This window comes from Nocardioides sp. J54, assembly GCF_000519005.1.
In the GTDB taxonomy this organism is placed as follows: Bacteria; Actinomycetota; Actinomycetes; order Propionibacteriales; family Nocardioidaceae; genus Nocardioides.
The window spans coordinates 21,830-47,002 of record NZ_JAER01000016.1; the positions used below are offsets into that span (position 1 = coordinate 21,830).

28 protein-coding genes and 1 tRNA gene are annotated in these 25,173 nt (G+C 72.4%); 11 read left to right on the forward strand and 18 right to left on the reverse strand.

Features of this window, described 5'->3' with window-relative positions; all coding sequences use genetic code 11:
* Window positions 1–57 precede the first annotated feature (57 nt).
* A complete protein-coding gene (locus NOCJ54_RS0112580; RefSeq protein ID WP_028655783.1) occupies window positions 58–819 on the forward strand; it encodes an SDR family NAD(P)-dependent oxidoreductase in 762 nt (253 codons plus the stop codon).
* 12 nt (window positions 820–831) lie between these two features.
* Here the strand turns inward: NOCJ54_RS0112580 and NOCJ54_RS0112585 are convergent, their stop codons facing one another.
* A complete protein-coding gene (locus NOCJ54_RS0112585) occupies window positions 832–2,943 on the reverse strand; it encodes a PhoX family protein (RefSeq protein WP_036517813.1) in 2,112 nt (703 codons plus the stop codon).
* A gap of 111 nt (window positions 2,944–3,054) precedes the next feature.
* On the opposite strand from NOCJ54_RS0112585, the gene chrA reads away from it, so the two are divergent.
* Window positions 3,055–4,191: a chromate efflux transporter gene (gene chrA / locus NOCJ54_RS0112590; protein WP_232221772.1), complete on the forward strand. Its 1,137-nt coding sequence runs from the start codon at window positions 3,055–3,057 to the stop codon at window positions 4,189–4,191.
* Window positions 4,192–4,194: 3 nt separating this feature from the next.
* On the opposite strand, the gene NOCJ54_RS0112595 is transcribed toward chrA, so the two are convergent.
* The 4 genes from NOCJ54_RS0112595 to NOCJ54_RS0112610 form a co-directional block, all read right to left on the reverse strand.
* Window positions 4,195–4,662, reverse strand: a complete 468-nt coding sequence (locus NOCJ54_RS0112595; RefSeq protein WP_028655786.1) for a carboxymuconolactone decarboxylase family protein — start codon at window positions 4,660–4,662, stop codon at window positions 4,195–4,197.
* On the reverse strand, window positions 4,659–4,967 hold the full coding sequence (locus NOCJ54_RS0112600) for a GNAT family N-acetyltransferase (RefSeq protein WP_028655787.1): 309 nt from the start codon (window positions 4,965–4,967) through the stop codon (window positions 4,659–4,661). Before NOCJ54_RS0112600 ends, NOCJ54_RS0112595 begins: the two co-directional genes overlap by 4 nt.
* A 90-nt stretch (window positions 4,968–5,057) precedes the next feature.
* Window positions 5,058–7,265, reverse strand: coding sequence for a catalase/peroxidase HPI (gene katG / locus NOCJ54_RS0112605; RefSeq protein ID WP_028655788.1), 2,208 nt, complete (start codon window positions 7,263–7,265; stop codon window positions 5,058–5,060).
* A gap of 19 nt (window positions 7,266–7,284) precedes the next feature.
* Entirely contained in the window at window positions 7,285–7,710 is a 426-nt protein-coding gene (locus tag NOCJ54_RS0112610; RefSeq protein ID WP_028655789.1) for a Fur family transcriptional regulator, read from the reverse strand.
* Between the two features lie 89 nt (window positions 7,711–7,799).
* Here NOCJ54_RS0112610 and NOCJ54_RS0112615 point away from each other — a divergent pair, with 89 nt between their 5' ends.
* From NOCJ54_RS0112615 to NOCJ54_RS25570, 7 genes are read left to right on the forward strand one after another with little or no spacing between them, the layout of a single operon-like run.
* A complete protein-coding gene (locus tag NOCJ54_RS0112615) occupies window positions 7,800–7,982 on the forward strand; it encodes a hypothetical protein (RefSeq protein WP_028655790.1) in 183 nt (60 codons plus the stop codon).
* Between the two features lie 27 nt (window positions 7,983–8,009).
* Entirely contained in the window at window positions 8,010–8,450 is a 441-nt protein-coding gene (locus tag NOCJ54_RS29470; RefSeq protein ID WP_157514889.1) for a hypothetical protein, read from the forward strand.
* Window positions 8,429–9,160 (forward strand): hypothetical protein, encoded by a 732-nt coding sequence (locus NOCJ54_RS29900; RefSeq protein WP_198020204.1) that lies wholly within the window; start codon window positions 8,429–8,431, stop codon window positions 9,158–9,160. The genes NOCJ54_RS29470 and NOCJ54_RS29900 overlap by 22 nt, the downstream gene beginning before the upstream one ends.
* Before the next feature lie 4 nt (window positions 9,161–9,164).
* The gene (locus NOCJ54_RS29905) at window positions 9,165–9,536 is read left to right on the forward strand and encodes a hypothetical protein (protein ID WP_198020205.1); all 372 of its coding nucleotides are present in this window, start codon (window positions 9,165–9,167) and stop codon (window positions 9,534–9,536) included.
* Window positions 9,470–10,231, forward strand: a complete 762-nt coding sequence (locus tag NOCJ54_RS29910; RefSeq protein WP_198020206.1) for a glycosyltransferase — start codon at window positions 9,470–9,472, stop codon at window positions 10,229–10,231. Before NOCJ54_RS29905 ends, NOCJ54_RS29910 begins: the two co-directional genes overlap by 67 nt.
* A complete protein-coding gene (locus NOCJ54_RS0112630) occupies window positions 10,228–11,274 on the forward strand; it encodes a glycosyltransferase (protein WP_028655791.1) in 1,047 nt (348 codons plus the stop codon). Before NOCJ54_RS29910 ends, NOCJ54_RS0112630 begins: the two co-directional genes overlap by 4 nt.
* Window positions 11,271–12,092, forward strand: a complete 822-nt coding sequence (locus NOCJ54_RS25570) for a glycosyltransferase family 2 protein (RefSeq protein WP_198020207.1) — start codon at window positions 11,271–11,273, stop codon at window positions 12,090–12,092. Before NOCJ54_RS0112630 ends, NOCJ54_RS25570 begins: the two co-directional genes overlap by 4 nt.
* A gap of 80 nt (window positions 12,093–12,172) precedes the next feature.
* On the opposite strand, the gene NOCJ54_RS0112640 is transcribed toward NOCJ54_RS25570, so the two are convergent.
* From NOCJ54_RS0112640 to NOCJ54_RS0112680, 9 genes are all read right to left on the reverse strand, one after another.
* Window positions 12,173–12,245: transfer RNA gene (locus tag NOCJ54_RS0112640), tRNA-Ala, on the reverse strand.
* 103 nt (window positions 12,246–12,348) lie between these two features.
* The gene (locus tag NOCJ54_RS25575) at window positions 12,349–12,951 is read right to left on the reverse strand and encodes a histidine phosphatase family protein (RefSeq protein WP_036517838.1); all 603 of its coding nucleotides are present in this window, start codon (window positions 12,949–12,951) and stop codon (window positions 12,349–12,351) included.
* Window positions 12,952–12,971: 20 nt separating this feature from the next.
* Window positions 12,972–13,361: a ribosome silencing factor gene (gene rsfS / locus NOCJ54_RS0112650; RefSeq protein ID WP_028655792.1), complete on the reverse strand. Its 390-nt coding sequence runs from the start codon at window positions 13,359–13,361 to the stop codon at window positions 12,972–12,974.
* Entirely contained in the window at window positions 13,358–13,951 is a 594-nt protein-coding gene (gene nadD, locus NOCJ54_RS0112655) for a nicotinate-nucleotide adenylyltransferase (RefSeq protein ID WP_028655793.1), read from the reverse strand. Before nadD ends, rsfS begins: the two co-directional genes overlap by 4 nt.
* Window positions 13,952–14,009: 58 nt before the next feature.
* The gene (locus NOCJ54_RS29915) at window positions 14,010–14,177 is read right to left on the reverse strand and encodes a hypothetical protein (RefSeq protein WP_198020208.1); all 168 of its coding nucleotides are present in this window, start codon (window positions 14,175–14,177) and stop codon (window positions 14,010–14,012) included.
* Between the two features lie 75 nt (window positions 14,178–14,252).
* Window positions 14,253–14,714: a VTT domain-containing protein gene (locus tag NOCJ54_RS28310; RefSeq protein ID WP_051485800.1), complete on the reverse strand. Its 462-nt coding sequence runs from the start codon at window positions 14,712–14,714 to the stop codon at window positions 14,253–14,255.
* Window positions 14,711–15,379 (reverse strand): CDP-alcohol phosphatidyltransferase family protein, encoded by a 669-nt coding sequence (locus NOCJ54_RS25585; RefSeq protein ID WP_051485801.1) that lies wholly within the window; start codon window positions 15,377–15,379, stop codon window positions 14,711–14,713. Before NOCJ54_RS25585 ends, NOCJ54_RS28310 begins: the two co-directional genes overlap by 4 nt.
* A gap of 43 nt (window positions 15,380–15,422) precedes the next feature.
* Window positions 15,423–16,673 carry a glutamate-5-semialdehyde dehydrogenase gene (locus tag NOCJ54_RS0112675; protein WP_028655794.1) on the reverse strand — a complete coding sequence of 417 codons (1,251 nt, stop codon included), beginning with the start codon at window positions 16,671–16,673 and terminating at the stop codon, window positions 15,423–15,425.
* Between the two features lie 37 nt (window positions 16,674–16,710).
* Complete coding sequence (locus tag NOCJ54_RS0112680; protein WP_084255145.1) at window positions 16,711–18,033, reverse strand: phospholipase D-like domain-containing protein; 1,323 nt, start codon at window positions 18,031–18,033, stop codon at window positions 16,711–16,713.
* A gap of 122 nt (window positions 18,034–18,155) precedes the next feature.
* On the opposite strand from NOCJ54_RS0112680, the gene NOCJ54_RS25590 reads away from it, so the two are divergent.
* Entirely contained in the window at window positions 18,156–19,646 is a 1,491-nt protein-coding gene (locus tag NOCJ54_RS25590; RefSeq protein ID WP_051485802.1) for a lysyl oxidase family protein, read from the forward strand.
* A gap of 85 nt (window positions 19,647–19,731) precedes the next feature.
* Here the strand turns inward: NOCJ54_RS25590 and NOCJ54_RS0112690 are convergent, their stop codons facing one another.
* The 4 genes from NOCJ54_RS0112690 to NOCJ54_RS0112705 all read right to left on the reverse strand — a co-directional run bounded on the left by NOCJ54_RS0112690 (window position 19,732) and on the right by NOCJ54_RS0112705 (window position 22,930).
* Window positions 19,732–20,694 (reverse strand): electron transfer flavoprotein subunit alpha/FixB family protein, encoded by a 963-nt coding sequence (locus tag NOCJ54_RS0112690; RefSeq protein ID WP_028655796.1) that lies wholly within the window; start codon window positions 20,692–20,694, stop codon window positions 19,732–19,734.
* A gap of 24 nt (window positions 20,695–20,718) precedes the next feature.
* Complete coding sequence (locus NOCJ54_RS0112695; RefSeq protein ID WP_028655797.1) at window positions 20,719–21,492, reverse strand: electron transfer flavoprotein subunit beta/FixA family protein; 774 nt, start codon at window positions 21,490–21,492, stop codon at window positions 20,719–20,721.
* 203 nt (window positions 21,493–21,695) lie between these two features.
* The gene (locus tag NOCJ54_RS0112700) at window positions 21,696–22,088 is read right to left on the reverse strand and encodes a hypothetical protein (protein WP_232221773.1); all 393 of its coding nucleotides are present in this window, start codon (window positions 22,086–22,088) and stop codon (window positions 21,696–21,698) included.
* Between the two features lie 56 nt (window positions 22,089–22,144).
* Entirely contained in the window at window positions 22,145–22,930 is a 786-nt protein-coding gene (locus NOCJ54_RS0112705) for an enoyl-CoA hydratase/isomerase family protein (protein ID WP_028655799.1), read from the reverse strand.
* Window positions 22,931–23,056: 126 nt separating this feature from the next.
* Between NOCJ54_RS0112705 and glgX the strand changes: the two genes are divergently transcribed.
* Window positions 23,057–25,165: a glycogen debranching protein GlgX gene (glgX, locus tag NOCJ54_RS0112710; protein ID WP_028655800.1), complete on the forward strand. Its 2,109-nt coding sequence runs from the start codon at window positions 23,057–23,059 to the stop codon at window positions 25,163–25,165.
* Window positions 25,166–25,173 lie beyond the last annotated feature (8 nt).

The following is a 25,173-nucleotide window of genomic DNA, read 5'->3' on the forward strand; positions in this document are numbered from 1 at the left end:
GGCCCGGCGCACGGTCAGCCGGGCCGCGCGCCGCCCTGCGCCCGCTACGGTGCAGCCATGACCGTCACCGACCTGTTCCGACTCGACGGCAAGGTCGCCGTCGTCACCGGCGCCAGCTCCGGGCTGGGCGTCGACTTCGCGAAGGCGCTGGCCGAGGCCGGCGCCGACGTCGTCCTCGGGGCGCGCCGCGTCGAGCGCCTGGCCGACACCGCCGCGCTCGTCGAGGCCGCCGGCCGCCGCGCCCTGTCCGTGCAGACCGACGTCGCCGACCCCGCGTCGTGCCAGGCGCTGGTGGACGCCGCGATGGCCGAGCTCGGCCGCGTCGACGTGCTGGTCAACAACGCCGGCGTCGGCACCGCCGTCCCCGCCACCCGGGAGACGCCGGAGCAGTTCACCCAGGTCATCGACATCAACCTCAACGGCAGCTACTGGATGGCCCAGGCGTGCGGCCGGGTGATGCAGCCGGGCTCGAGCATCATCAACATCTCCTCGGTCCTCGGCATCACCACCGCCGGGCTGCCCCAGGCGGCGTACGCCGCGTCGAAGGCCGGCGTCATCGGCCTCACCCGCGACCTCGCCCAGCAGTGGACCGGCCGCAAGGGCATCCGGGTCAACGCGATCGCGCCGGGTTTCTTCACCTCGGAGATGACCGACCAGTACCCGCCCGGCTACCTCGAGTCGCAGCAGCAGCGGATCCCCGCGGGCCGCAAGGGCGACCCGCGCGAGCTCGCCGCGACGCTGGTGTTCCTCGCCTCCGACGCCGCCGGTTACATCACCGGCCAGACCCTCGCCGTCGACGGCGGCATGACCATCACCTGACTGCCGACCGGGTCACGACCAGGGGCGGTGCTCCGGGTAGGCGACCACCACCGACGGCCGCGGGAACGCCCCGTCGTGCGGCCAGGTGCTCGCCGGCTGCTCGAAGGTCGCGCCGTCGACCTCGCCGGGGTGCTGCACCGCGACGAAGAGGGACCGGTCGTGGTCCGCGACCAGCGGACCGCAGGCCTCCGCCCCCTTGGGGACGGTGCAGAACTGCTGCACCCGGCCGCGCTCCGGGCCCTCGACCGGGACCCGGAACACCCCGTCGTTGCTGCCCAGCGCATTGCCGTCGGTGGAGATCCACAGGTTCCCGGCGCCGTCGAACGCGACGTTGTCGGGGCAGCTGATCGGGCTGACCCGGGACTTGTCGAAGCCACCGAACCAGGTCTCCGGGGCGGACGGGTCACCGCAGACGAGGAACAGGTCCCAGGTGAAGGTCGTCGCCGCGTGGTCGCCGCGGTCGGGCGTCAGCTCGAGGACGTAGCCGTTGCGGTTGCCGCTCGCGGTCGTCAGCGGCGCGCCGAGCCCGGCGCGGACCCGGGAGGAGCCGACCGGGTTCGCCTCGTCGACCGGTAGCGCCGCACCGCCACGCGCCGAGTTGTTCGTCAGCGCGGCGTACACCTTGCCGTTGACCGGATTCGGCTCGACGTCCTCGGGCCGGTCCATCCTGGTCGGTCCGACCCGGTCGGCGGCGAGCCGGGTGAAGAGCAACACGTCCTGGACCGACATCCCGGGCACGTACGACCGACGGTGGCTCGTCAGCGGGACCCAGGTGCCGCTGCCGTCGTGCTCCCCGTCGTCGGTGCCGTCGCCGACCAGCCGGGCGACGTAGAGCGTGCCCTCCGTGAGCAGGCGCAGGTTGCGGCGGCGGGCGGCAGCGGAGCCGGCGGGGTCGTAGGTGCCGGCCGACACGAACTTGTAGAGGTAGTCACCGCGCTCGTCGTCCCCCATGTAGGCCACGGCCCGGCCGTCCGCGGCGATGACGACGTTCGCTCCCTCGTGCTTGAACCGGCCGAGCATCGTGTGCTTGCGCGGCGTCGATGTCGGGTCGAAGGGGTCGACCTCGACGACCCAGCCGAAGCGGTGCGGCTCGTGCGGCTCGCGGGACAGGTCGAAGCGCGGGTCGACGCTGCTCCAGCCCTTCCCGGCGCCGGTGATGCCGTAGCGGGCGTACTCCACTGCGTAGCGCGGGTCGGGGCCGGCGCCCGCGTCGAAGTACTGGTTGACGTTCTCCTCACCCGACAGGACGGTCCCCCACGGCGTGGTGCCGCCGGCGCAGTTGTTGAAGGTGCCGAGGACCCAGCGGCCGGCAGGGTCGACGGAGGTCCGGACCCGCCGGTCGCCGGCCACCGGCCCGGTGAGCTCGAACCGGGTGGCGTCGTGGATGCGCCGGTTGTGGCGGGCCCGGCCCACCGGCGCGCGGCGCCAGGAGCCGGGCCGCCCGGCGCGGTGGACCTCCACGACGGACATGCCGTGGTTGGCGATCGCGATCCGCTTCACCTCGTCGCCGTCGTACGCGCCGGCGGGGAACATGAGGTTCTCGTCGGTGTACTCGTGGTTGACCACGAGCAGGGCGCGGTGGTCGTCCAGCGGCAGCAGGCCGACGTAGTCGCAGTTGTAGCCGAACTGCCGTCGGGCGGCCGCGACCGACTGGGCGAAGGGGTCGAAGCCAGGCGCCCCCTTCACCACCGGGTCGCCCCACCCGACCACGACCCGGTGCCCGAACCCGCGAGCGGTCGTGAAGGCGTCGCGCCGGTTGGGCTCGACCGGGACGAACGCCGCCCGCGCGAGGGAACCGTCCCGCGCGCCGGGTCCGGGCGGTCGGCCGGGTCCGCCGGGGTGCCCCGGACGCCCCGGGGCGGCCGCAGCGGCGCCACCGGTCGCGACGACGCCGCCGACGAGCAGCGCGCCGGCCGACAGCGTGCCGCCGCGCAGCACGCTGCGCCGGCCGACGGCACGGGCGATCTCGTCACGGACGTGGCCGTGGTCGGTGGGGTTCGGCTCGGGCTGGTCGCACGCGTTGCCGCACCGGTGCAGGCAGGTCAGCCAGGACCGGGAGCCGTGGCGGGTGCCCTGCCCGACGAGGGTGAGCTGCGGACGGTTGCCGGGGTGCACGGAGGTCATGGGTCGAGCCGACCAGCGCCCGGTGAACCCTCGTCGGACCCTCGGTGGCGGGCCGGTGAAGGCTGCGTGGCTCGCGTGGGTCCAGCGGGTCCACCCGGCATGATGGCGTCCGTGGCTCCCCGACCCGGCTCCGCGCGAGAGGTCGGCGGTCTCTTCCTCCGGCTGGGGACGATCGCGTTCGGCGGGCCGGCGGCGCACGTCGCGCTGATGCGCGAGGAGCTGGTCCGGCGCCGGGAGTGGGTCAGCGACCAGCGGTTCGCCGACCTGATGGGCGCGACGAACCTGGTCCCGGGCCCGAACTCGACCGAGCTGGCGATCCACCTCGGCCACGAGCGCGCCGGGTGGCGGGGGCTGCTGCTCGCCGGGGCGGCGTTCATCCTCCCGGCGGCGCTGATGGTGACGGGCCTGGCCTGGGCCTACGTCGAGTACGGCGGCACGCCGGCCGTCGACGGGCTCCTCTACGGCGTGGTGCCGGTCGTGGTCGGCATCATCGCCTGGGCGCTGGCCGGCCTCGGCCGGACCGTGCTCGCCTCACCGTGGCTGGTCGTGCTGGCCGGCGCGGCACTGGCGGCGTACCTGCTCGGCGCGAACGAGCTCGTGGTGCTCGCCGCCGGCGCCGTCGTCGCGGTGCTCGCCCACGGCCTGCGCTCGGCGGCGGACCGGCAGCACGCGCTCGTCCTCCCCCTCCTCGCGGGCACGCCGGTGTTCACCGACCCCACCGGCAGCCAGCTGGCCCAGCTGTTCCTGACCATGCTCAAGATCGGCGCGGTGCTCTACGGCAGCGGCTACGTGATCCTCGCCTTCCTCGAGGGCGACTTCGTCGACCGGCTCGGCTGGGTGAGCCACCAGCAGGTCCTCGACGCCGCATCGGTCGGCCAGGTCACCCCCGGTCCGGTGTTCACCACCGCGACCTTCCTCGGCTACGTGGTGGCCGGGTTGCCCGGCGCGGTGCTGGCGACGGTGGCGATCTTCCTGCCGTCGTTCGTGTTCGTCGCGCTGCTGACCCGGCTGGCCACCTGGCTGCGCTCGCGGGCGTGGACCTCGGCGCTGCTCGACGGGGTGAACGCGACCGCGCTGGCCCTCATGGCCGGTGTCTCGCTGGAGCTGGGACGCTCGGCGCTGGTCGACCCGCTGACCATGGGGCTGGCCGTCGCGACCGTGGTCCTGCTGTGGCGCACCCGCCTCAACAGCGCGTGGTTCATCGCGGCCGGCGCGCTCGTCGGCGTCGTCCGGCTCCTGGCCACCTGACGGCTAGCGGACCGGGTGGTGGCTGGTGATCGAGATCCGGTTGAAGGCGTTCATGGTCACCGCGACCCACGCGACCGCTGCGAACGCCTCGTCGCCGAGCACCGCGCGGGCCTCGTCCTCGGCGTAGCGACGCTCGGCCTCCTCGGGCAGCCGGGTGATCGACTCGGCCAGCTGCAGCGCGGCCTGCTCCTGCTCGGAGAACAGGTCGGTGTCCTCCCACGCCGCCAGCACGGCGAGGCGACGATCGCTCTCCCCCGCCTCGATGGCGCGCTTGCGGTGCAGGTCGAGGCAGTAGGCGCAGCCGTTGACCTGGGAGACCCGCATGTTGACCAGCTCGACGAGGCGGCGGTCGACGCCGGCGGCCTCCGCGGCAGCACCGACCTCCTCGGCGAGCCCCGCGGCTGCGCGGTACGTCGCCGGCTGGGCCTTGTCGAGGAAGACGTGCCGTCGCCGGCCGGTGGCCTCGCTCATCGCCCCGGGTCGGTGACGTCGTCGTACTCGGGGTGCTTGGTCAGCCACCGTGCGACGTAGGGGCAGTGGGCGATGACCCGCTTGCCCCGGTCCCGCACGTCGGCGAGCGCGAACTCGACGACCGCACCGGCGAGGCCCCGGCCGCCGTACGCGTCGTCCACCTCGGTGTGCACGAAGTCGACGTGCTCGTCGTCGGGCAGCCGGTACTGCGCGAACCCGACGACGTCCTCACCGTCGCGGACCTCGTAGCGGTGCTGCTCGGGCGCGTGCACGTAGGTGATGGCGTCGCCGCCTGCGTCGGTCATGCCGCCATCCTGCCGTGGGCCCGGTGAAAAGGCACGGAGGCCGCCCGTCGCCGGGCGGCCTCCGTGGTCGGGCTCAGTAGGACGTGACGGTCAGCGCAGGTCGAACCGGTCGGCGTCCATGACCTTCACCCAGGCGGCGACGAAGTCGTTGACGAACTTCTCCTTCGCGTCGTCGCTGGCGTAGACCTCCGCGACGGCCCGCAGCTCGGAGTTCGAGCCGAAGATCAGGTCGTTGCGGGTGCCGGTCCAGGTCTTGCCGTCCTCGGTGACGCCGGTGAAGACCTTCTCGGTCTCGTCGGTCGGGGTCCACGTGGTGCCGAGCTCGAGCAGGTTGACCAGGAAGTCGTTGGTCAGCACGCCCGGGCGGTCGGTGAAGACACCGAGGTCCGAGCCGTCCCAGTTGGTGCCGAGCACGCGGAGGCCGGCGACGAGGACGGTCATCTCCGGGGCGCTGACACCGAGCAGGTTGGCGCGGTCGATGAGGAGGTACTCCTCCGGGAACTTCGTGGACTTCGGCAGGTAGTTGCGGAAGCCGTCGGCCTTCGGCTCGAGGTGGCTGAAGAGGTCGACGTCGGTCTGCTCCTGCGTCGCGTCACCGCGGCCGGTGGTCGTGGTGACCTTGATGTCGACGCCACCCGCAGCAGCGGCCTTCTCGATGCCGACCGAGCCACCGATGACGATGGTGTCGGCGAGGGAGGCACCGTGCGCCGTGGCGATCTCCTGCAGCGTGGCGAGGATCGCGGACAGCTCGGCCGGACGGTTGATCGCCCACGACTTCTGCGGCTCCAGGGCGATGCGGGCGCCGTTGGCACCACCGCGCTTGTCGGAGCTGCGGAAGGTCGAGGCCGAGGCCCACGCGGTCGAGACGAGCTGCGACACGGTCAGGTCGGAGTCGGCAATGGCGGCCTTCAGCTGGGCGACCTGGTCGTCGGTCAGCGGGGTGCCGGCCGGGATCGGGTCCTGCCAGACGAAGTCCTCCTCGGGGACCTCGGGACCGAGGTAGCGCGCCTTCGGGCCCATGTCGCGGTGGGTCAGCTTGAACCAGGCGCGGGCGAACGCGTCGGTGAACGCGGCCTGGTCCTCCTTGAACCGCAGCGAGATCTCGCGGAACTCCGGGTCCTCGCGCAGCGCGATGTCGGAGGTCAGCATGCGCGGCTCGCGCTTGGCGTCGCCGAACGACTCGGGGACGAGGTCGGCGCCGCCGTTGTTCCTGGGGCGCCACTGCTTCGCACCGGCCGGGGACTCGAAGAGCTCCCAGTCGTAGGCGAAGAGGATGTGGAAGAACTCGTTGTCCCAGCGCGTCGGGTGGTAGGTCCAGGTGACCTCCAGGCCCGAGGTGATGGCGTCGATGCCCTTGCCGGACTTGTACGACGACTTCCAGCCCAGGCCCTGCTCCTGGATCGGGGCGGCCTCCGGCTCGGGACCGACGGCGTCGGCCGGGCCGGCGCCGTGGGTCTTGCCGAAGGTGTGGCCGCCGGCGATCAGGGCGACCGTCTCCTCGTGGGTCATGCCCATGCGGGTGAAGGTGTCCTTGATGTCCGCGGCGGAGGCCAGCGGGTCCGGGACGCCGTTCGGGCCCTCGGGGTTGACGTAGATCAGGCCCATCTGCACCGCGGCGAGCGGGTCCTCGAGGTCACGCTCACCGGAGTAGCGCTGGTCGTCGAGCCACTCGGTCTCGGGACCCCAGTAGACGTCGTCGTCGGCCTCCCACACGTCGGGGCGGCCACCGCCGAAGCCGAAGGTCGGGAAGCCCATGTCCTCGAGCGCGACGTTGCCGGCGAGGATCATCAGGTCACCCCACGAGAGGGCCTTGCCGTACTTCTTCTTGACCGGCCAGAGCAGGCGGCGCGCCTTGTCCAGGTTGCCGTTGTCCGGCCAGGAGTTGGTCGGCGCGAAGCGCTGCTGGCCGTGGCCACCGCCACCGCGGCCGTCCATGACCCGGTAGGTGCCGGCGGAGTGCCACGCCATGCGGACGTAGAGCGGGCCGTAGTGGCCGAAGTCGGCCGGCCAGAGGTCCTTCGAGTCGGTCAGCGTGGCCTTGATGTCGGCCTTGACGGCGTCGAGGTCGAGCGAGAGGAACGCGCTCTTGTAGTCGAAGTCCTCACCCTGCGGGTTCGCGACCGCCGGGTTCTTGGCGAGGATCTTGAGGTTCAGCTTGTTCGGCCACCACTGGTGGTTGGGCGAACCCTGGGTCGGGTGCGCAAGACCGTGCATCACCGGGCACTTGCCGGCGGGCTGGTCGGCGTCGTGCGGGCCCTCGGTGACGAGCGGCTCGGTGTGGTCGGTGTTGTCGGGCATCAGGATCCTTTCGGGACCTTTACTGGGGGCGGTGTGAACACTCGGGGCAAGTGCCCCAATAGATGACCTCGGCCTCGTCGACGACGAAGCCGTGGGAGTCCGACGCCGTCAGGCACGGCGTGTGCCCCACGGCGCAGTCCACGTCGGCGATCGACCCGCAGGAGCGGCACACGACGTGGTGGTGGTTGTCGCCGGTGCGCGTCTCGTAGCGCGCGACCGACCCGGCCGGCTTGATGCTGCGCACCAGACCCACCTCGGTGAGGGTGTGCAGCGAGTCGTAGACGGCCTGGTGGGACACCTCGGGGAGCAGGGTGCGCGCCGCCGCGATCACGGACTCGGTGTCCGCGTGCGGGTGGGCGTGCACCGCCTCGAGGACCGCCAGGCGCGGCCGGGTGACGCGGAGCGCGACGTCCCGCAGCTGCTGCTGGAAGTCGGGCTGGGTCATGGCTCCATCTTGCCACTTATCTTGAATCAGTCAAGATTTCACACGGCGTGTCGAGGTCTGCCCGGTGCCGGCACGGGTACCTCCACGGCATGGACATGTCACCTGCCTGGCTCCTCCTCGGACTCGTCGTCGCGATCTTCATCGTCGGTGGGCTGGCGTTCGCCTTCCTGGCCGACCGTCGGCGCAACGAGGACGTCTCCAACGACACCGAGCGCCTCGACCCCGACCCGACGAGCCCGCCCAGCGACCCGTCGGACCGCCACGGCGGCTGATCCGCGCACCTCGGGGTATCGAGGGGCGTGCCGACGACGCCCCACCTCCGCATCCCTCAGGTCGCCCGACCGGACGGGCCGACCGTCGTCGTCCCTGCGCCGGTCCGCGTGGCCTCCGTGCCGTCGGGGCACGTGTACGTCCGGCCCTTCTCGCCGGAGGTCGGCGGTGGCCCGCAGCGCCTCCCCGACCCCGACCCCTCAGGGGGCCCACGGGCAGCGGGCGCGGTCTGGTGGCCGCCCGTGATGCTCGACCCCGCATGGGCGGCCGATGCCGACTTCGACGCCTTCCACGTGCACTTCGGCTTCGACGCCTGCAGCCCGGCACAGCTCGCCGAGCTGGTGGACGTGCTGCGCCGACGAGGCAAGCCACTCGTCTACACGGTGCACGACCTGCGCAACCCCACCACGCGTCGCCCGGGGAGCACGACGCCCAGCTGGACGTCCTGGTGCCCTCGGCCGACGCCCTGATCACCCTCATCCGGGGAGCGGCAGACCAGGTGCGTCGTCGCTGGGGGCGGAGGGCGACGGTCGTCCCGCACCCGCACGTCGTCGACCTGGCCAGGATGCAGGCGCTCCAGGACCGTCGTTCCCGCACGCCTCGCGGACCGTTCCGCGTGGGCCTGCACGTCAAGAGCCTGCGTCCCAGCATGGCCCCGATGACGATCCTGCCGACGCTGCTGGCCGTGGTGCGCGAGCTGCCCGACACCGTCCTCCAGGTGAACGCGCACCGCGACGTCCTCGACGAGGACGGGGCGCGACGCGACGAGCAGCTGGCGGCGTTCCTCCACGCGGCAGCCGACCGCGGGGAGCTGGACCTGCGGGTGCATGACTACCTCAGCGACGACCAGCTCTGGGCCTACCTCTCGTCGCTGGACGTCTCCGTGCTCCCCTACCGCTTCGGCACGCACTCCGGATGGCTGGAGGCGTGCCGCGACCTCGGCACGACCGTGGTCGCGCCCTCGTGCGGCTTCTACGCCGACCAGGGCCCGGTGCTGTCGTACCACCACGACGAGACGTCGTACGACGCCGACTCCCTCGCGGTCGCCCTGCGCCGCGCCCACGGCCTCCGGCCCGCCCTCGGCGCGTCGGTCGACGAGCGCCGCGCACAGAGGGACGAGGTCGCTGCCGCCCACGACCGGGTCTACCGCGCCGTCCTCGACGGTTCGGTCCTGGGGTGAGGCCGTGCGCGTCTGCCTGATCGCGTCCAGCCGGCACCCGGTCTGCGAGCCCTTCGCCGGCGGCCTCGAGGCGCTCACCCACCAGCTCGCCCTTCGCCTGTCCGGCCGCGGCCACGACGTCACCCTGTTCGCGGCGCCGGGCAGCGACCCCGACCTGCCCGTCACGCTCGTCGAGGCTCCTGCCTTCCTGCCGAGCGAGGTCGCGCAGCGGGACGTCAACGCCCCGTCGCGCACCTGGATGGCGGAGCACCACGCCTACCTCACCTTGATGCTGGACCTGGCCGGTCGGCGACCTCGCGCTTCGACGTCGTGCACAACCACAGCCTCCACCACCTCCCGGTCGCGATGGCGCCGATGCTCGAGGTGCCGGTCCTGACCACGCTGCACACACCCCCGCTGCCGTGGCTGGAGTCAGCCATCGCCGCCGCGCCCGGCACCTCGGCCTTCACCGCCGTCAGCCGACGGACCGCCGAGGCGTGGTCGCACGTGGTCCGGGCGGTGCCGGTCCTGAACGGGGTCGACCCCGCGGCCTGGCCGTTCGGGCCCGGTGGCGGGCCCGCCGTGTGGACCGGCCGACTGGTGCCGGAGAAGGCGCCGCACGACTCGATCGACGCGGCCAGGGCGGCAGGCCTGCCCATCGTCCTCGCCGGCCCGGCGCCGGACGACGACTACTTCGACGAGCTCGTCGCCCCGCGGCTGGGTCGCGACGCCGTGCACGTGGGCCACCTCGACCACCGTGCCCTGGCGCGGTTGCTCGGCCGGGCGTCCGTCGCGGCGGTGACCCCGCAGTGGGACGAGCCCTACGGCCTCGTCGCCGCCGAGGCCATGGCCTGCGGCACGCCGGTGGCCGCCTATGCCCGCGGCGCCCTCCCGGAGCTGGTCCACGACGAGGTCGGCGCCCTCGCACCGGCGGGTGACACGGCAGCACGCGCCGTGGCCCTCCGGACCGCCGCCTCCCGCGACCGCACCGCGGTCCGCGACCACGCCGTCCGGCACCTCTCGGTCGACCGGATGGTCCGTGAGTACGAGGCGCAGTACGCGGCCCTCGCCCGCCGGGAGGCCGCAGCATGATCGGCTACTACGTCCACCACCACGGTCGCGGCCACCTCCACCGGGCGCTGGCGATCGCCGCCCAGCTGGCGGAGCCGGTGACCTTCCTGTCCTCCCTGCCCCCGCCCGCCGAGTGGCGGGCCCGGCCCGCCGCGCGCCGCGGCGAGTGGGTCGTGCTCGACCGCGACGACCGCGGCGTCGCCCCGGCCGACCCCGACGCGGGAGGCCGGCTGCACTGGGTCCCCGTCGCGGACGCCGGGCTGAGCCGGCGGATGCACCAGGTCTCGACGTGGCTGGACCGCGCGCGCCCGCGGCTGGTCGTCGTCGACGTCTCGGTCGAGGTCGCCCTGCTGGCGCGGTTGCACGGGGTGCCGGTGGTGACGGCCGTGCTGCCGGGGCGGCGCGCCGACCCGGCCCACCTGCTCGGCTTCGACGTCGCCAGCGAGGTGGTGGGCTTCTGGCCCGAGGGCATGACCGACGCCCTCCTGCCCGACCTGCCGGAGCGGGTACGACGTCGCGTGCGTGCCGTCGGGGCGCTGGCCCGGTTCCCGGTGGATCCGGTGGCGCCCGTGGAGCCGCCCTGCCCCGCACCCGACAAGGCGGCACCACGCTCGGCCGTGCTGCTGGCGGGTGCCGGCGGGACCGCGCTCGACGACGCCGCGGTCGACACCGTGGTCGGGTCCACCCCGGGCTGGCGGTGGACGGTGCTCGGTCCCGGCAGCTGGGTCGACGACCCGCGCCCCGCGCTGCGGTCGGCCGACGTCGTGGTGACCCACGCCGGGCAGAACGCCCTCGCAGAGGTCGCGGCGCTGCGGCGACCCGCGGTCGTCGTACCCCAGCAGCGGCCGCACGACGAGCAGGTCACCACCGCGCGGGCGTTGCGCGACGCGGGCTGGCCGGTCCTCGTCGAGGAGCAGCTCCCGCTCGACGGCTGGTCCGCCCGGCTCGACGCAGCGGCCCGGCTCGGTGGCGGTCGCTGGACGGCGTGGTGCGACGGTCGTGCGGCAGAGCGGTTCGCCGCAGTGGTCGACGCGGTCGGCACGGAGCCGGGACAGGTGGCGTGAGCGCCGTCGGCACGGTCGCCGTGGTGACGGTCGTGCACGGCCGTCACGATCACCTGCGCCACCAGCAGCGCTCCCTGGCGCGCGGCCGGCGGCGCCCGGAAGCCTGGGTCGTGGTCGCGATGCAGGACCCGGCCGTCCGTGACGTGCTCGCCGAGGGGCAGCACGAGACCGGCCTCGCGGCCGACGTGGCCGACCTGCCGGCCGACCCCGGTGCACTCCCCCTGGCCGCGGCCCGCAACCGGGGCATGTCCCGCGCCCTGGCTCGGGGCGCCGAGGTCCTCGTCGGCCTCGACGTCGACTGCCTCGCCGGGCCCGACCTCGTCGCCGGCTACGGGTCCGCGGTCACCGGTGCGCCGGACCGGTTGTGGGCCGGCCCGGTCACCTACCTGGACCCGCCACAACCAGGCGGCTACCCGATCGACGACCTCGCTTCCCTGGACGCCCCGCACGGCGCCCGCCCGGCACCGGCCACCGGTGAACGCGTCGACGGCGGCGACCTCCGCCTGTTCTGGTCGCTGTCCTTCGCACTGTCGGCGCGGGCGTGGCGACGCACCGACGGCTTCGACGAGGCCTACGTGGGGTACGGCGGCGAGGACACCGACTTCGCCCGGCGCGCCGGCGCGGCCGGCCTCCGGATGGCCTGGACGGGCGACGCGCGTGCCTACCACCAGCACCACCCGGTCAGCCGCCCCCCCGGTGGAGCACCTCGACGACATCCTGCGCAACGGCCGCCTCTTCCGCGACCGGTGGGGCGAGTGGCCGATGCAGGGCTGGCTCGACGAGTTCTGCGAGCTCGGCCTGGTCGTCCGGCAGGGTGACGACTACCTGCGCGCCGCGCCACATGACAGAAGGGCCGCGGTCTGATCCTCTCGGATCTTCCGCGGCCCTCCTGGTCCGGTGGAGGTGAGGGGACTCGAACCCCTGACCCCCTGCATGCCATGCAGGTGCGCTACCAGCTGCGCCACACCCCCGTGGGTCTCGTTGCTCCGCCGAAGCGGGGCAACGGACAGGAATATTAGCCAACTCTCCCCACGACGTGAAATCGGGGGGCCGGTTTTCCGCCCGGGCGTCCGGTCAGGCGTTGTACGACGCCAGAGCCCACCCGCCGGTGACCCGCTGCTCGAGCACGACGCGACCGCAGTTGCCCAGCGCACGCAGGTCCTGGCCGACGCTGAGCGGCCACCCGAGGAACGCGGCCAGGCCGGTGCGGATCGCCGCACCGTGGGAGACGGCGACCCCGCACTGCCCCTCGCCGAGCGCGGCGGCGAGGTCGCGCAGGCAGGCGGCGTAGCGGTCGGCGACCTCCTGCGGCGACTCGGCCCCTGGGATGCCCTCCCAGTCGCCGCTGCGGAAGCGGGCGAAGGCCTCCGGGTCGCGCTCCCGGATCTCGTCGTGGGTCAGCCCCTGCAGCTCGCCGAGGCGGAACTCGCGCAGCCGCTCGTCGTGGGTCGGCACGAGGCCGGCCTCCTTGGCGACCGTCTCCGCGGTCACCCGGGCGCGGGCGAGGTCGCTGGTCCACACCAGCGCCGGCGCCATCGCGGCGACGACCGGCGCGACGGCGCGGGCCTGCTCGAGGCCGACCTCGTCGAGCTCGCTGTCGAGCTGGCCCTGCACCCGCTGCGTGGCGTTCCAGGACGTGCGCCCGTGCCGGAGCAGGACGATGCGGCGCGCGGTCACCCCGCCCGTCTCCCCGCCGGTCACTCCGCGGGCGGCGCCGGCGGTCCGGTGACCTCGGCCGGCAGGTCGATGACCGGGCAGTCGCGCCACAGCCGCTCGAGGGCGTAGAACTCGCGCTCCTCGGTGTGCTGGACGTGGATCACCACGTCGCCGTAGTCGAGCAGCACCCAGCGGCCGTCGCGGTGGCCCTCGCGCCGGATCGGCTTGGCGCCGACCTCGCGGAGCTTGTCCTCGACCTCCTCGACGATGGCGCGGACCTGGCGGTCGTTGGCGCCCGAGGCGAGCAGGAAGGCGTCGGTGATGGCGAGCTGCTCGCTGACGTCGAACGCGAGCTGGTCGGTGGCGAGCTTGTCGGACGCGGCCAGCGCGGCGACGCGGATCAGCTCGACAGCGTGCTCAGAGGCAGTCATTCAGGTTCCGTTCCGGTGGTGGGCGGGTAGAGCCCGTGCTTGGTGATGTACTGCACGACGCCGTCCGGGACGAGGTACCAGATCGGCTGGCCGGCCCGCTGCCGCTCACGGCACTCGGTGGACGAGATCGCCAGCGCCGGCACCTCCACCATGGTCACACGGTCGTGCGGGATCTTCGCCAACGTCGCGGGGTCCATGTCCGCCCCGGGGCGCGTGCAGCCCACGAAGTGGGCGAGGTCGAAGACGTCGTCGGCGTCGCGCCAGCTGAAGATGTCGGTCAGCGCGTCGGCGCCGGTGATGAAGTACAGGTCGGCGTCCGGACGCTCCGTGCGCAGGTCGCGCAGCGTGTCGACGGTGTACGTCGGTCCGGCCCGGTCGATGTCGACGCGGCTGACCGTGAACCGCGGGTTCGCGGCGGTGGCGATCACCGTCATCAGGTAGCGGTGCTCGGCGGGCGAGACCTCGCGGTCGGCCTTCTGCCAGGGCTGGCCGGTGGGGACGAAGACGACCTCGTCGAGGTCGAACCACCCCTGGACCTCGGAGGCGGCCACCAGGTGGCCGTGGTGGATGGGGTCGAACGTGCCGCCCATCACCCCGATCCGGGTGCGGCCGTCGGCCCCTGGCACTGCGGTCCCTTCGACCGGTGCGTCAGCTGTGCTCTCGGCCGCCGCCGAACCAGACCAGGCCGAGCAGCAGGAAGAGGAGGAAGGCCAGCACGCCGCCACCGACGAGCCACGGGTTCACGGCGGGCTCACCGCCGTGCTCCTCCGCGGCGCTGGCGACGGTGAGGGCGGCGAGGCTGATCTGGCTGAGCATGGCGGCATCGTATCCGGTCCCCCGACGGCGTCCGACACGTGGCGCCCCACCAGCCGACAGCACCGACGGCCGGCGCTAGTGGATGGCGACGTCGACGCCGAGGAAGAGGAACGTGAACCGGATGGTCCGGCCGAGCAGCACGGTCGGGATGAAGGCCCACAGGGGCATCCTGAGGATGCCGGCGAGCGCGGCCATCGCGAGCAGCGGCGGCAGGCCGGCCGACGCGGCGAGGAACATGACGGCGACGCCGTACCAGGGCCGGCCCTGCATGCGGCCCATCCACTTGTCGTAGGTGGCCCTGACCTTCGGGGCGGAGAGCTTCTTCTGGGCCCACCGCGACTCCGAGCCCCGACGGGCGGCCTCGTAGACGACGACCTTGCCGACGGTGGCGCCGGCGCCGGCCGCGATGCCCAGGGCGATCGCGGCGGCGGTGGTGCGGTCAGAGGCCGCGGCGCCGACGATGTAGACCTCGATGGGGAGGAACGGGAGCAGCGCGGAGGCGAGGCTGAACGCGAAGGTCGTCAGCCACAGGATCATCCCGAGGCAGCCCTCTCGTGCTGGGGCACCGGGGCGTGCTCGGGCACCGGGACGCCGAGCTGGAGCAGCCAGCGCAGGGAGACGCACTTCAGCACCAGCAGGCCGACCGCGATGATCGTGCCGAGCCAGACCCAGCCGCTCACGAGCAGGATCACGGCGAAGGCGCCGGAGTTGGCGGCCTTGCCGACGCGCGACCAGTTCCAGAGGTAGATGCGGCGGTCGACGACGTGGAAGTAGTTGGGGCTGCGGATCGGCCAGGCGAGGAACGCCAGCGACAGGTACATGTCGATGACGATGAACTCGAAGAGGTAGATCCCGATCGGGATGCCGATCCAGGTCATCGGGTCGGTGTCGATCCAGCCGCCCGGCTGGAGCCAGATCAGGCCGACGTAGAGCGCGCCGCAGCTGAGCCGGTCGCACATCATGTCGACGACCGCGCCGATCCGGGTCTCGCAGTCGCGCCACCGGGCCCACTCGCCGTCGATGCTGTCACCGACCCAGTAGGTCACCAGGCCGATGACGATCCACGCCAGGCTCTCGTCGTACGCCGCCCACACAGCGATCGCGAGCGTGATCGCGGTGCGGACGAAGGTGATGATCGTGGCTCCGGTGAAGAGCCTTTCGACGGAGGGATCGGCGTAGATCCGGTCCGGTGAGCCTGCCATGCCGCGAAACCTATCGTTGAGTCCCCCGGCGCGCCGGGACGGGTCAGCGGACGTGGCCGTCGCCGATGACGACGTACTTGGTCGACGTCATCTCCGGCAGGCCCATCGGACCGCGCGCGTGGAGCTTCTGGGTGCTGATCCCGATCTCGGCGCCGAACCCGAACTCGCCGCCGTCGGTGAACCGGGTGGAGGCGTTCACCAGCACCGCCGCGGAGTCGACCTCCGCGACGAACCGGCGGGCGGCTCCCTGGTCCTCGGTGACGATGGCGTCGGTGTGGCCGCTGGACCAGGTCCGGATGTGCTCGAGGGCGGCGTCGATGTCGGGGACGACCCGTGCGGCGATGTCGAGCGAGAGGTACTCGACGGCCCAGTCGTCGTCGGTCGCGGCCACGACACCGTCGAGGGCGCCGAAGGCGTCGTCGCCGTGGACGGTGACGCCGGCCTCCTGCAGGGCGGCGGTGACCCGCGGCAGGAACTCCGCGGCGACATCGGCGTGCACGAGCAGGGACTCGGCCGCGTTGCAGACGCTGGTGCGGTGGGTCTTGGCGTTGAGGACGATCGGGAGCGCCTTGTCGAGGTCGGCGGCCCGGTCGACGTAGACGTGGCAGTTGCCCACGCCCGTCTCGATGACGGGCACGGTCGAGTCGTTGACGACCGACTGGATCAGGCCGGCACCACCGCGCGGGATGAGGACGTCGACGAGGCCGCGGGCCCGCATCAACGCCCTGACGCTGTCGTGGGAGTCGCCGGGCACCAGCTGGACGACGTCGGCCTCCAGCCCCGAGGCGGTCACGGCATCGCGCAGCACCGCCACGATCGCGGCGTTGCTGGACCGCGCCGAGGAGCTGCCGCGCAGCAGGACCGCGTTGCCGGACTTGAGGCAGATGCCGGCGGCGTCGGCGGTCACGTTGGGCCGGGCCTCGTAGATCATCCCGACGACCCCGAAGGGCACGCGGACCTGGCGCAGCTCGAGGCCGTTGGCCAGGACGCTGCCGCGGACCACCTCGCCGACGGGGTCGGCGAGGCCGGCGACGTCGCGCAGGCCCTGGGCCATGCCCTCGAGGCGCTCGTCGGTGAGCCGCAGCCGGTCGATGATGTTGGCCGGGGTGCCGTCGGCCTCGGCCCGGGCGACGTCCTCGGCGTTGGCCGCGAGGACCTCCGGGGAGCGGTCGAGCAGGGCGTCGGCCATCGCGTGCAGCGTGGCGTCCTTCTGCGCCCGCGTCGCGAGGGCGAGCCCCCGGCTCGCGACCCGCGCCCGCTGGGCGACTTCACGTACGGCGGCCTCGGCACTCATGGCTCAAGGATAGGGCGCCGAGCGCCGGCGCCGCCCGTCAGGCGCAGGGGCGGGACGTCGGCTCGGGACCGACGCGGTGGGTGGCCCGGGGGCTCTTCCACATCCGCATGAACATGCGGTCGTACTCGCGGGTGACCAGGGCGCCGTGCAGCTCCAGGGTGACCTCGTCGCTGCCCAGCCCGGGCGGCGACCAGTTCTCGGACCCGGTCCAGACCAGCCGGTCGCCACGTCCGCGGTAGGAGCCGTTGACCGTGACGTACTTGAGGTGCGAGTAGCAGCTGGGCCCGTAGACGATCTTGTCCGGGTCGGAGGTCGACGTCCGCGGCCCCCAGTCCCAGTCGGCCGACTTCACGGGGATCCCCGCACGCTTCAGGATCCGCACGACCTCCTTGCTCATCAGGGAGCCGATGACGCGGACCCGGCAGCCGTTCCCCTTCTTCCGCGCGAGCAGGCCCGCGAGCCGCTCCCCCCGCCGGGCGTACCAGGCGCGCATGTTGACGGTGACGACCGTCCGGCCCGCGGCGTTGCCGAAGCCCTCGGGCGCGCGGCAGCCGACGTCCTGCAGCCGGCGGTACGGCGCGTCCGTGACCGCCCTGCCGACGGTGGTGCGCCCCGGGGTGCTGGTGCCCGGCCGCTGGAAGAAGGCCGAGACCTCCTCGCTGGAGAAGGTCACCCGCCGGGGAGAGGCGGCACGGTCCCGGCGCATCTCGTCGAACAGCTTCCACCACGCGGTGAACAGCCCGTCGTTGCCCGCGATGGCGACCGAGTCGTTCCACTGCCCGTGCACGGCTGGTCCGGCGAGGTTGGCCGAGCTGCTGATGAACAGCCGCCTGGCGGTGCCGGTGCGGGTGAAGGAGTAGATCTTCAGGTGCATGTTGCCGCCGGGGCTGCTGTTGCGGCAGGCCCGCTTGCAGACGTAGAGGAAGCTGGTCCGGGCGGGGTTCTTGCCGATCGCCCGCTGCACCCTCGCCTCGAGCCGGCCGACCAGGTTGGCGTTCACGATGACCTGGACCCTCACACCGCGGCGGTGGGCACGGATCAGCTTGTCGGCGCTGGCCTTGAGACCGAGGTTGTAGGTCGCGATCCGGATCGTCTCGCCGCGCGGGGTGTGGTCGATCGCGGCGTTGATCCGCCGCGCGATGACGGTGCGCTCGGCCCGGGTGCCGATCGGCCAGTTGAAGGTGATGCCGGTGTAGGGGGTCCACGGCGCCCGGGCACGCGGCACCTCCCCCTGTGCCGGCGCCGCCTCGGGCTCGGCGGACGCCGGCGGCACCGCCGCGAGCAGGCCGAGGGCGACGACGAGGACGGCGAGCACCGCGACCAGGGGCACGGGACCGGGGCGGCGCGGCACATCTTCCATGAATGCAAGGTATATCTATTGACTTACTGATTCCAACGCGGCATCTCCCGTTCGCAACCAAATGGGGGCCGCGCGCGTCAGGATCAGCGGGGGACCCCCGACCCGACCGAGAGGAACAACCCGTGAAGCTCCGACCCGGCGTGACCGTCGCCGCGCTCGCCACCGCGACGCTCACCGCGCTCACCACGCTCACCGCACCCACCGCGCCGGCCGCCCCCGGGCCGGCCCGCGCGGCCGAGGAACCCTCGTCGCCCGTCGCCCTGACCGGCGCCCCGGTCGTCGAGGTCGGCAACTACGACGGTTTCCTCTACGGCGACATCGGCCTCAACCTGGTGGCCCGCGACCAGGCCTTCGAGGTCCGCGCCCACCGCACGAAGTGGATCGACCAGATCGAGACGTACTGGCAGTCGCCGAACGGCCCGGTGCAGATCCCGGCTGGCCCGAACGACCGCTGGGACGCGCTCGACAACTTCATCGTGCTCGAGATCCGGCGGGCCAAGGACGGGGAGCTGGTCCGCACCCGGCGCCTCGACGTGTGCCTGAACCAGTGGAACACCCAGCGCAGCCACCCGGACGCACCGCTGCGCTCGCCATACCCCATGTGGTGCCCCGCCAACCCGTTCACCAAGGGCTCGGTCCAGGGCATCCAGCAGGGCTGGATCAGCAACATCGACATCAGCGAGAGCCGGCTGCGCCTGCCCCGCGGCAGGTACGACGTGACGGCCCGGATCGCCAACCGCTACGTCTCCACCCTCGGCATCGCCCCGGACGACGCCCGCCGCAAGTACCGGCTGGTGGTCACCAGGCCCAGTGACGACGACTACTACTACTACGGCCGGCGCGACCACGGCACGACGTCGACGCGCCTGCGGCCCGCAGCGGTGAAGCCGCGGGCGAAGCAGGCCGGCGCGCCGACCGACGCCGTCCCGGACCTCCGGTCGCTGCCGGCCTTCAGCATGCGCCTGTCGCCCAACAAGAAGTACCTGCGCTTCTCGGCGACGGTGTGGAACGCCGGTGACGGCCCGCTGGTCGTCGACGGCTTCCGGCGCGGGACGCAGGACGTCATGGACGCCTTCCAGTACTTCATCGACTCCGAGGGCAACCAGACCGGCTACCGCCAGGTCGGCACGATGATCTGGCACAAGGCCCCCAGCCACAACCACTGGCACTTCAAGGACTTCGCGAAGTACTCGCTGCTCAACGCGGACAAGACCGAGGTGGTCGTCTCGCGCAAGGAGTCGTTCTGCCTGGCCAACACCGACGCGGTGGACTACACCGTGCCCGGGGCGGACTGGCAGCCCGAGAACACCGACCTGCACACCTCCTGCGGCGACCAGTCGTCGATCTCGCTGCGGGAGGTCCTCTCCCCCGGCTCCGGCGACACCTACGAGCAGTTCCGCGCCGGCCAGGCCTTCCGGGTCGACAACCTCCCCAACGGCATCTACTACATCGCCGTCGAGGGCAACCCGAACCGCAACCTGGTCGAGTCGAACACCGGCAACAACCGGGCCCTGCGCAAGGTGAAGCTCAGCGGCAAGGGCGCCAACCGGAAGCTCAGCTTCTACCGGGTCGGCATCATCGACGACCGCGGCTACGGCTCCGAGGAGCACTGAGCCCCACCGGGCACGACCCGTGGAACGGCGAACGCCGCGGACACCATCCGGTGTCCGCGGCGTTCGCGTCGGGGCAGAGCCTCGCTCAGCCCTTGCGCTTCTCGATCTCGGCGGTCACGGCCGGGAGGACCGTGTGGAGGTCGCCCACGACGCCGAAGTCGACGAGCTCGAAGATCGGGGCCTCCTCGTCCTTGTTGACGGCCACGATCGTCTTCGAGGTCTGCATGCCGGCGCGGTGCTGGATCGCACCCGAGATGCCGTTCGCGACGTACAGCTGCGGTGAGACCACCTTGCCGGTCTGGCCGACCTGGAAGGTGTGCGGCTTCCAGCCGGAGTCGACGGCGGCACGCGAGGCGCCCACGGCAGCACCGAGGGCGTCGGCGAGGGCCTCGACCGCGGTGAAGTCACCGCCGGTGCCACGACCACCGGAGACCACGATGGCGGCCTCGGTGAGCTCGGGGCGGCCGGTGGACTGGCGCGGCTGGGCGGCGACGATCTGCGCGGTCTTCGCGGCGTCGGAGATCCGCGCGGCGAACTCCTCGACGGCGCCGGCGCCGGCACCCTCCTCCGGAGCGGCGGCGTTGGGCTTGACCGCGATGATCGGCGTACCCTTGACGACCTTGGCGTCGACGGTGAAGTTGCCGGCGAACACCGACTGGGTGGTGACGATGTCCTCACCCTCCACCTTGACGTCGACGGCGTCGGTGATCAGGCCCGAGGAGAGCTTGATCGACAGGCGGCCGGCGATCTCCTTGCCCTCGGCCGAGGCCGGGATGAGGATCGCGGCGGGCGAGGTCTTCTCGGCCAGCTGCTGCAGCACCTCGGCCTTGGGGGCCACGAGGTAACCCTTGATCTCCGTGTCGTCGACGACGTAGACCTTGTCGGCACCGTAGGCCTTGACGGCGTCGGCGACGGCGGCGGACTTGTCCGCACCGCCGATGAAGACGGCCGAGGGCGAGCCGATCCGCTTGGCGATCGCCAGCAGCTCGTAGGTGGGCTTGCGGACAGCGCCGTCGACGTGGTCGACGAGAACCAGGACTTCAGACATGTTGTTTCTGCTCCTCAGCGCTTCTCAGATGAACTTCTTCGACGCGAGGAACTCGACCAGCGCGGTGGCGCCCGAGCCGTCCTCGTCCTTGACGATCTCGCCGGCGGTGCGCGGCGGGCGGGCCGCGGTGGCCTCGACCTTCGTCCACGCAGCGTCCAGGCCGACCTCGGAGGCGTCGACGCCGATGTCGGCGAGCGAGAGCGTCTCCAGCGGCTTCTTCTTCGCGGCCATGATGCCCTTGAACGACGGGTAGCGGGCCTCGCCCGACTGGTCGGTCACGGACAGGACCAGCGGCAGGGTGCCGCCGATGACCTCGGTGGCGGTGTCGCCGTCACGCTTGATGCGGACCTGGTCGCCCTGGGTCTCCACCACGGCGGCGAGGGTGACCTGCGGCAGGTTGAGCCGCTCGGCGAGCATCGCCGGGACGACGCTCATGCCGCCGTCGGTCGACGCGAGGCCACCGACGACGAGCTCCGGGACGCCGATCTTCTCGATCGCCTTGGCGAGCACCAGCGACGTCGCGGCGGCGTCGGAGCCGGCGATGGCGTCGTCCTGCACGTGGACGGCCTTGTCGGCGCCCATCTGCAGGGCCTTGCGCACGGCGGCCTCGGCCTCGGCCGGGCCCACGGTCAGCGCGGTGACGGTGATCTCCTCGTCGGCGCGCTTCTCCTTGATCTGGAGAGCCTGCTCGACGGCGTACTCGTCGAGCTCCGACAGCAGACCGTCGACACCCACGCGGTCGACGGTGTTGTCCGCCTCGAACTTCCGGTCACCCGTCGCGTCCGGGACGTACTTCACAAGGACGACAATGTTGGAGAGAGTCATGGTTGTGGCCGGACCGGCCCCTTCCTGTGCTTCGTGATTCCCCGCAGCGTGGCCCGCGGCGGGGAGCAACTGAGGTCCGTTGCCGGACAGCGTCTTGCAGGTTACCGTCCGGTCACGGCGGTCGGAATCCGCGTCTCAGTGGATTCCCTCACACCGGCGCGGTGCGCCGTGGTGGGTCAGGGTCGCAGGATGCGCTCGAGCGCCCGGCCGACCACCAGGTAGACGACGCAGGCGATCCCGTAGTTGAACAGCGCCGTCTTGACCGCGCCGTTCGGGTCCTCGAAGGCCTTCACCGGGTTGTCCAGGTCGAAGAACCCGAGGTCGAAGGTGTCGGCGAGGTCGCGGACGGCCTGGACCAGGCTGTTCTCCTCGTTCGCCTCGAGGGCGTAGGAGAAGGCGGCCGCGGCCAGCACGAGGGCGAGGGTCACGCAGATGATCCAGACCACCCGGGCTGCGTTGTCCCGCACCCGGGCCAGCACCAGCGAGCGGCTGCCCGAGGTCGTGCCCGTGGGCTCGGCCGAGCTGGTGGGCTCGTCGGCGTCGGCGTCGGCCTTGTGCTCTCCCGGCATCTCGTCCCCTGTCCCTTCTGTCCCTCGCTCGGCGCTGTCGTCCCCGGACATGCCGGTCACCGACCTTCGAAGGTGGCCTTGCCCGGGCCGTTCTCGACGAACGACGCCATCCCGGTCCGGCTGTCCTGCGTGGCGAAGACGGCGGAGAAGTGCTGCCGCTCGATCTGCAGGCCGGTCTCGATGTCGACCTCGAGGCCGCGGTCGACGGACTCCTTGATCGCGCGCAGGGCGTAGGGCGCGGCGGTGGCGAACTTGGCGGCCCAGGCCCGCGCCTCGTCGTACACGTCGGCGGCGGGCAGGACCCGGTCGACCAGGCCGATCGACAGCGCCTCCTCCGCCTTGACGAAGCGGCCGGTGAACAGCAGGTCCTTGGCGGTGCTGGGGCCGACCAGGCGCGGCAGGCGCTGGGTGCCTCCGGCGCCGGGGATGATGCCCAGCAGGATCTCGGGCTGGCCGAGCACGGCGTTGTCGGCGGCGTAGCGGACGTCGGCCGCCATCGCCAGCTCGCAGCCGCCGCCCAGCGCGTAGCCGTTGACGGCCGCGATGACGGGCTTGGGGATGCGGGCGATCGAGTTGACCGCGTTCTGGAGCTTCTCGACCCGGTCGACCATGTCCGTGTAGGACATGCCGGCCATCTCCTTGACGTCGTTGCCGGCGGCGAACACCTTCTCCCCACCCCAGAGCACGACCGCACGGATGTCGGCACGGTCGGTGCACTCGGCCGCAGCGAGCGAGAGCTCGTCCTGGACCTGGAGGCTGATGGCGTTCATGGTCTTCGGTCGGTCGAGCCGGATCGTCGCGACGCCGTCGGCGACCTCGAGGCGAACGAATTCGCTGGTCATCTGCTCCCTCTCGGTGGGTCTCGGGGTTGGGCCCCCGTCCCGCATTCTGCCGCTACCCGCTCGCGCGGGTGACATGAACCCTCCAGTTCGGCGGGTCCTCCCCGGCGGCGCGGCACAATGGGCCGGGTGACTCCCACCCTGTGGCGAACGCTCGGAGAGCAGGCGGCGGTGTGGCCGGGACGCAACTGGCCCCTCGGCGCGACCTGGTCCCCGGAGTCCACCAACTTCGCCGTCCACGCGCCGAACGCATCGGCCGTGTGGCTGTGCGTCGGGCTGCCGGGCCCGGGCGGGGCTGAGCGGCGCTACCCGCTCACCGAGCAGTCCCTCGGCATCTGGCACGGCGCGCTCCCCTCGATCGAGCCCGGGACCCGCTACGGCTACCGGGTGGAGGGTCCGTACGCCCCCGAGGAGGGGATGCGCTTCGACCCGAGCCTGCTGCTCCTCGATCCCTACGGCCTGGCCGTGTCCGGCGGGCCCGGCTCGGCGTGGAGCGTCGTGGTCGACCCGACCTTCGACTGGCAGGGCGACACCCCGATCCGCCGCCGCTGGCTCGACACGGTCGTCTACGAGCTGCACGTCAAGGGGTTCACGAAGCTGCACGACCGGATCCCCGAGGAGCTGCGCGGCACGTACGCCGGGCTCGGGCACCCCGTCGTCACCGACTACCTCAACGACCTCGGTGTGACCGCGGTCGAGCTGCTCCCGGTGCACCAGTTCTTCCCCGAGCCGGCCCTGGTCGAGCGCGGCACCGTGAACTACTGGGGCTACAACTCGATCGGCTACTTCGCGCCGCACGCGGCCTACTCCTCGAGCGGCGACATGGGCCAGCAGGTGACCGAGTTCAAGGAGATGGTCCGCAGCCTGCACGCCGCCGGCATCGAGGTGATCCTCGACGTGGTCTACAACCACACCGCCGAGGCGGGGCCGGACGGGCCGACGTACTCCTTCCGCGGGCTCGACGACCGCGGCTTCTACCGCCGGGTCCCGCCGGCCCCCGACGGCGACGGCGCCTTCGACGACACCTACTGGGACGTCACCGGCTGCGGCAACACGGTGAACGCCGAGGACCCGCTCGCGCTGCGGCTGATCCTCGACTCGCTGCGCTACTGGGTCACCGAGATGCACGTCGACGGCTTCCGCTTCGACCTGATGTCGGCGCTCACCCGCACCGCCGGCCCGGACGGCATCCCCGTCGACATGGCCTGCAAGCTGCTGACCGCGATCGGCCAGGACCCGGTGCTGCGGCACGTGAAGCTGATCGCGGAGCCGTGGGACGTGTCGATGGACGGCTACCTCGTCGGCCGGATGCCACCGCCGTGGGTGGAGTGGAACGACCAGTACCGCGACACGATCCGCGACTTCTGGCGCGGACAGTCCCACGGCACGCAGCAGGTGGCGACCCGGCTCGCGGGCTCCTCGGACCTGTATGCCGACGACGGGCGCTCGGCCTACAACTCGGTCAACTTCGTCACCGCGCACGACGGGTTCACCGTGCGCGACCTGGTGTCCTACGACCACAAGCACAACGAGGCCAACGGCGAGGACAACCGCGACGGCACCGACAACAACCGGTCGTGGAACCACGGCGTGGAGGGCGAGACCAACGACCCGGAGGTCGTGGCCCTGCGCCGGCGGCAGGCCGCGAACCTGATGGCGACGCTGTGCCTGTCCAACGGGGTTCCGATGCTGACGGCCGGTGACGAGCGCGGGCGCACCCAGCGCGGCAACAACAACCCCTACTGCCAGGACAACGAGATCTCGTGGGTCGACTGGCGCGCCGACGACGCCTGGCTCGACGTGTACGAGGTGACCCGGGCAGCCCTGCGCCTGCGCCGCGAGCACCGCACCCTGCGCCAGCGGCACTGGTTCGAGGGGCGCCCGACCATCGTCGGCGGCCCCAAGGACCTCGCCTGGCTGCACCCGACCGGTCGCGAGATGACTGCCGACGACTGGCACGACGCCGGCCTCGCGACGGTCGGGATGTTCGTCTCCGGCCGCCCGCTGCGCCAGCCCGGCCCGCGCGGCGAGCAGCTGATCGACGCGTCCTTCCTGCTGTGGTTCCACGCCGGCGCGGAGCCGGTCGAGGTCTACCTGCCGGACAACGACTGGGTGCACGCCGGGGACGTCGTGCTGTCCACCGACCCCGGCCTCCCCGTCGGGCGCCGGGTCGAGGTCGGCGGCCGGCTCGCCATCGGCCCCCGCAGCGTGGTCGTGATGCGGGAGGCCGACGCCTGAGCGACCGG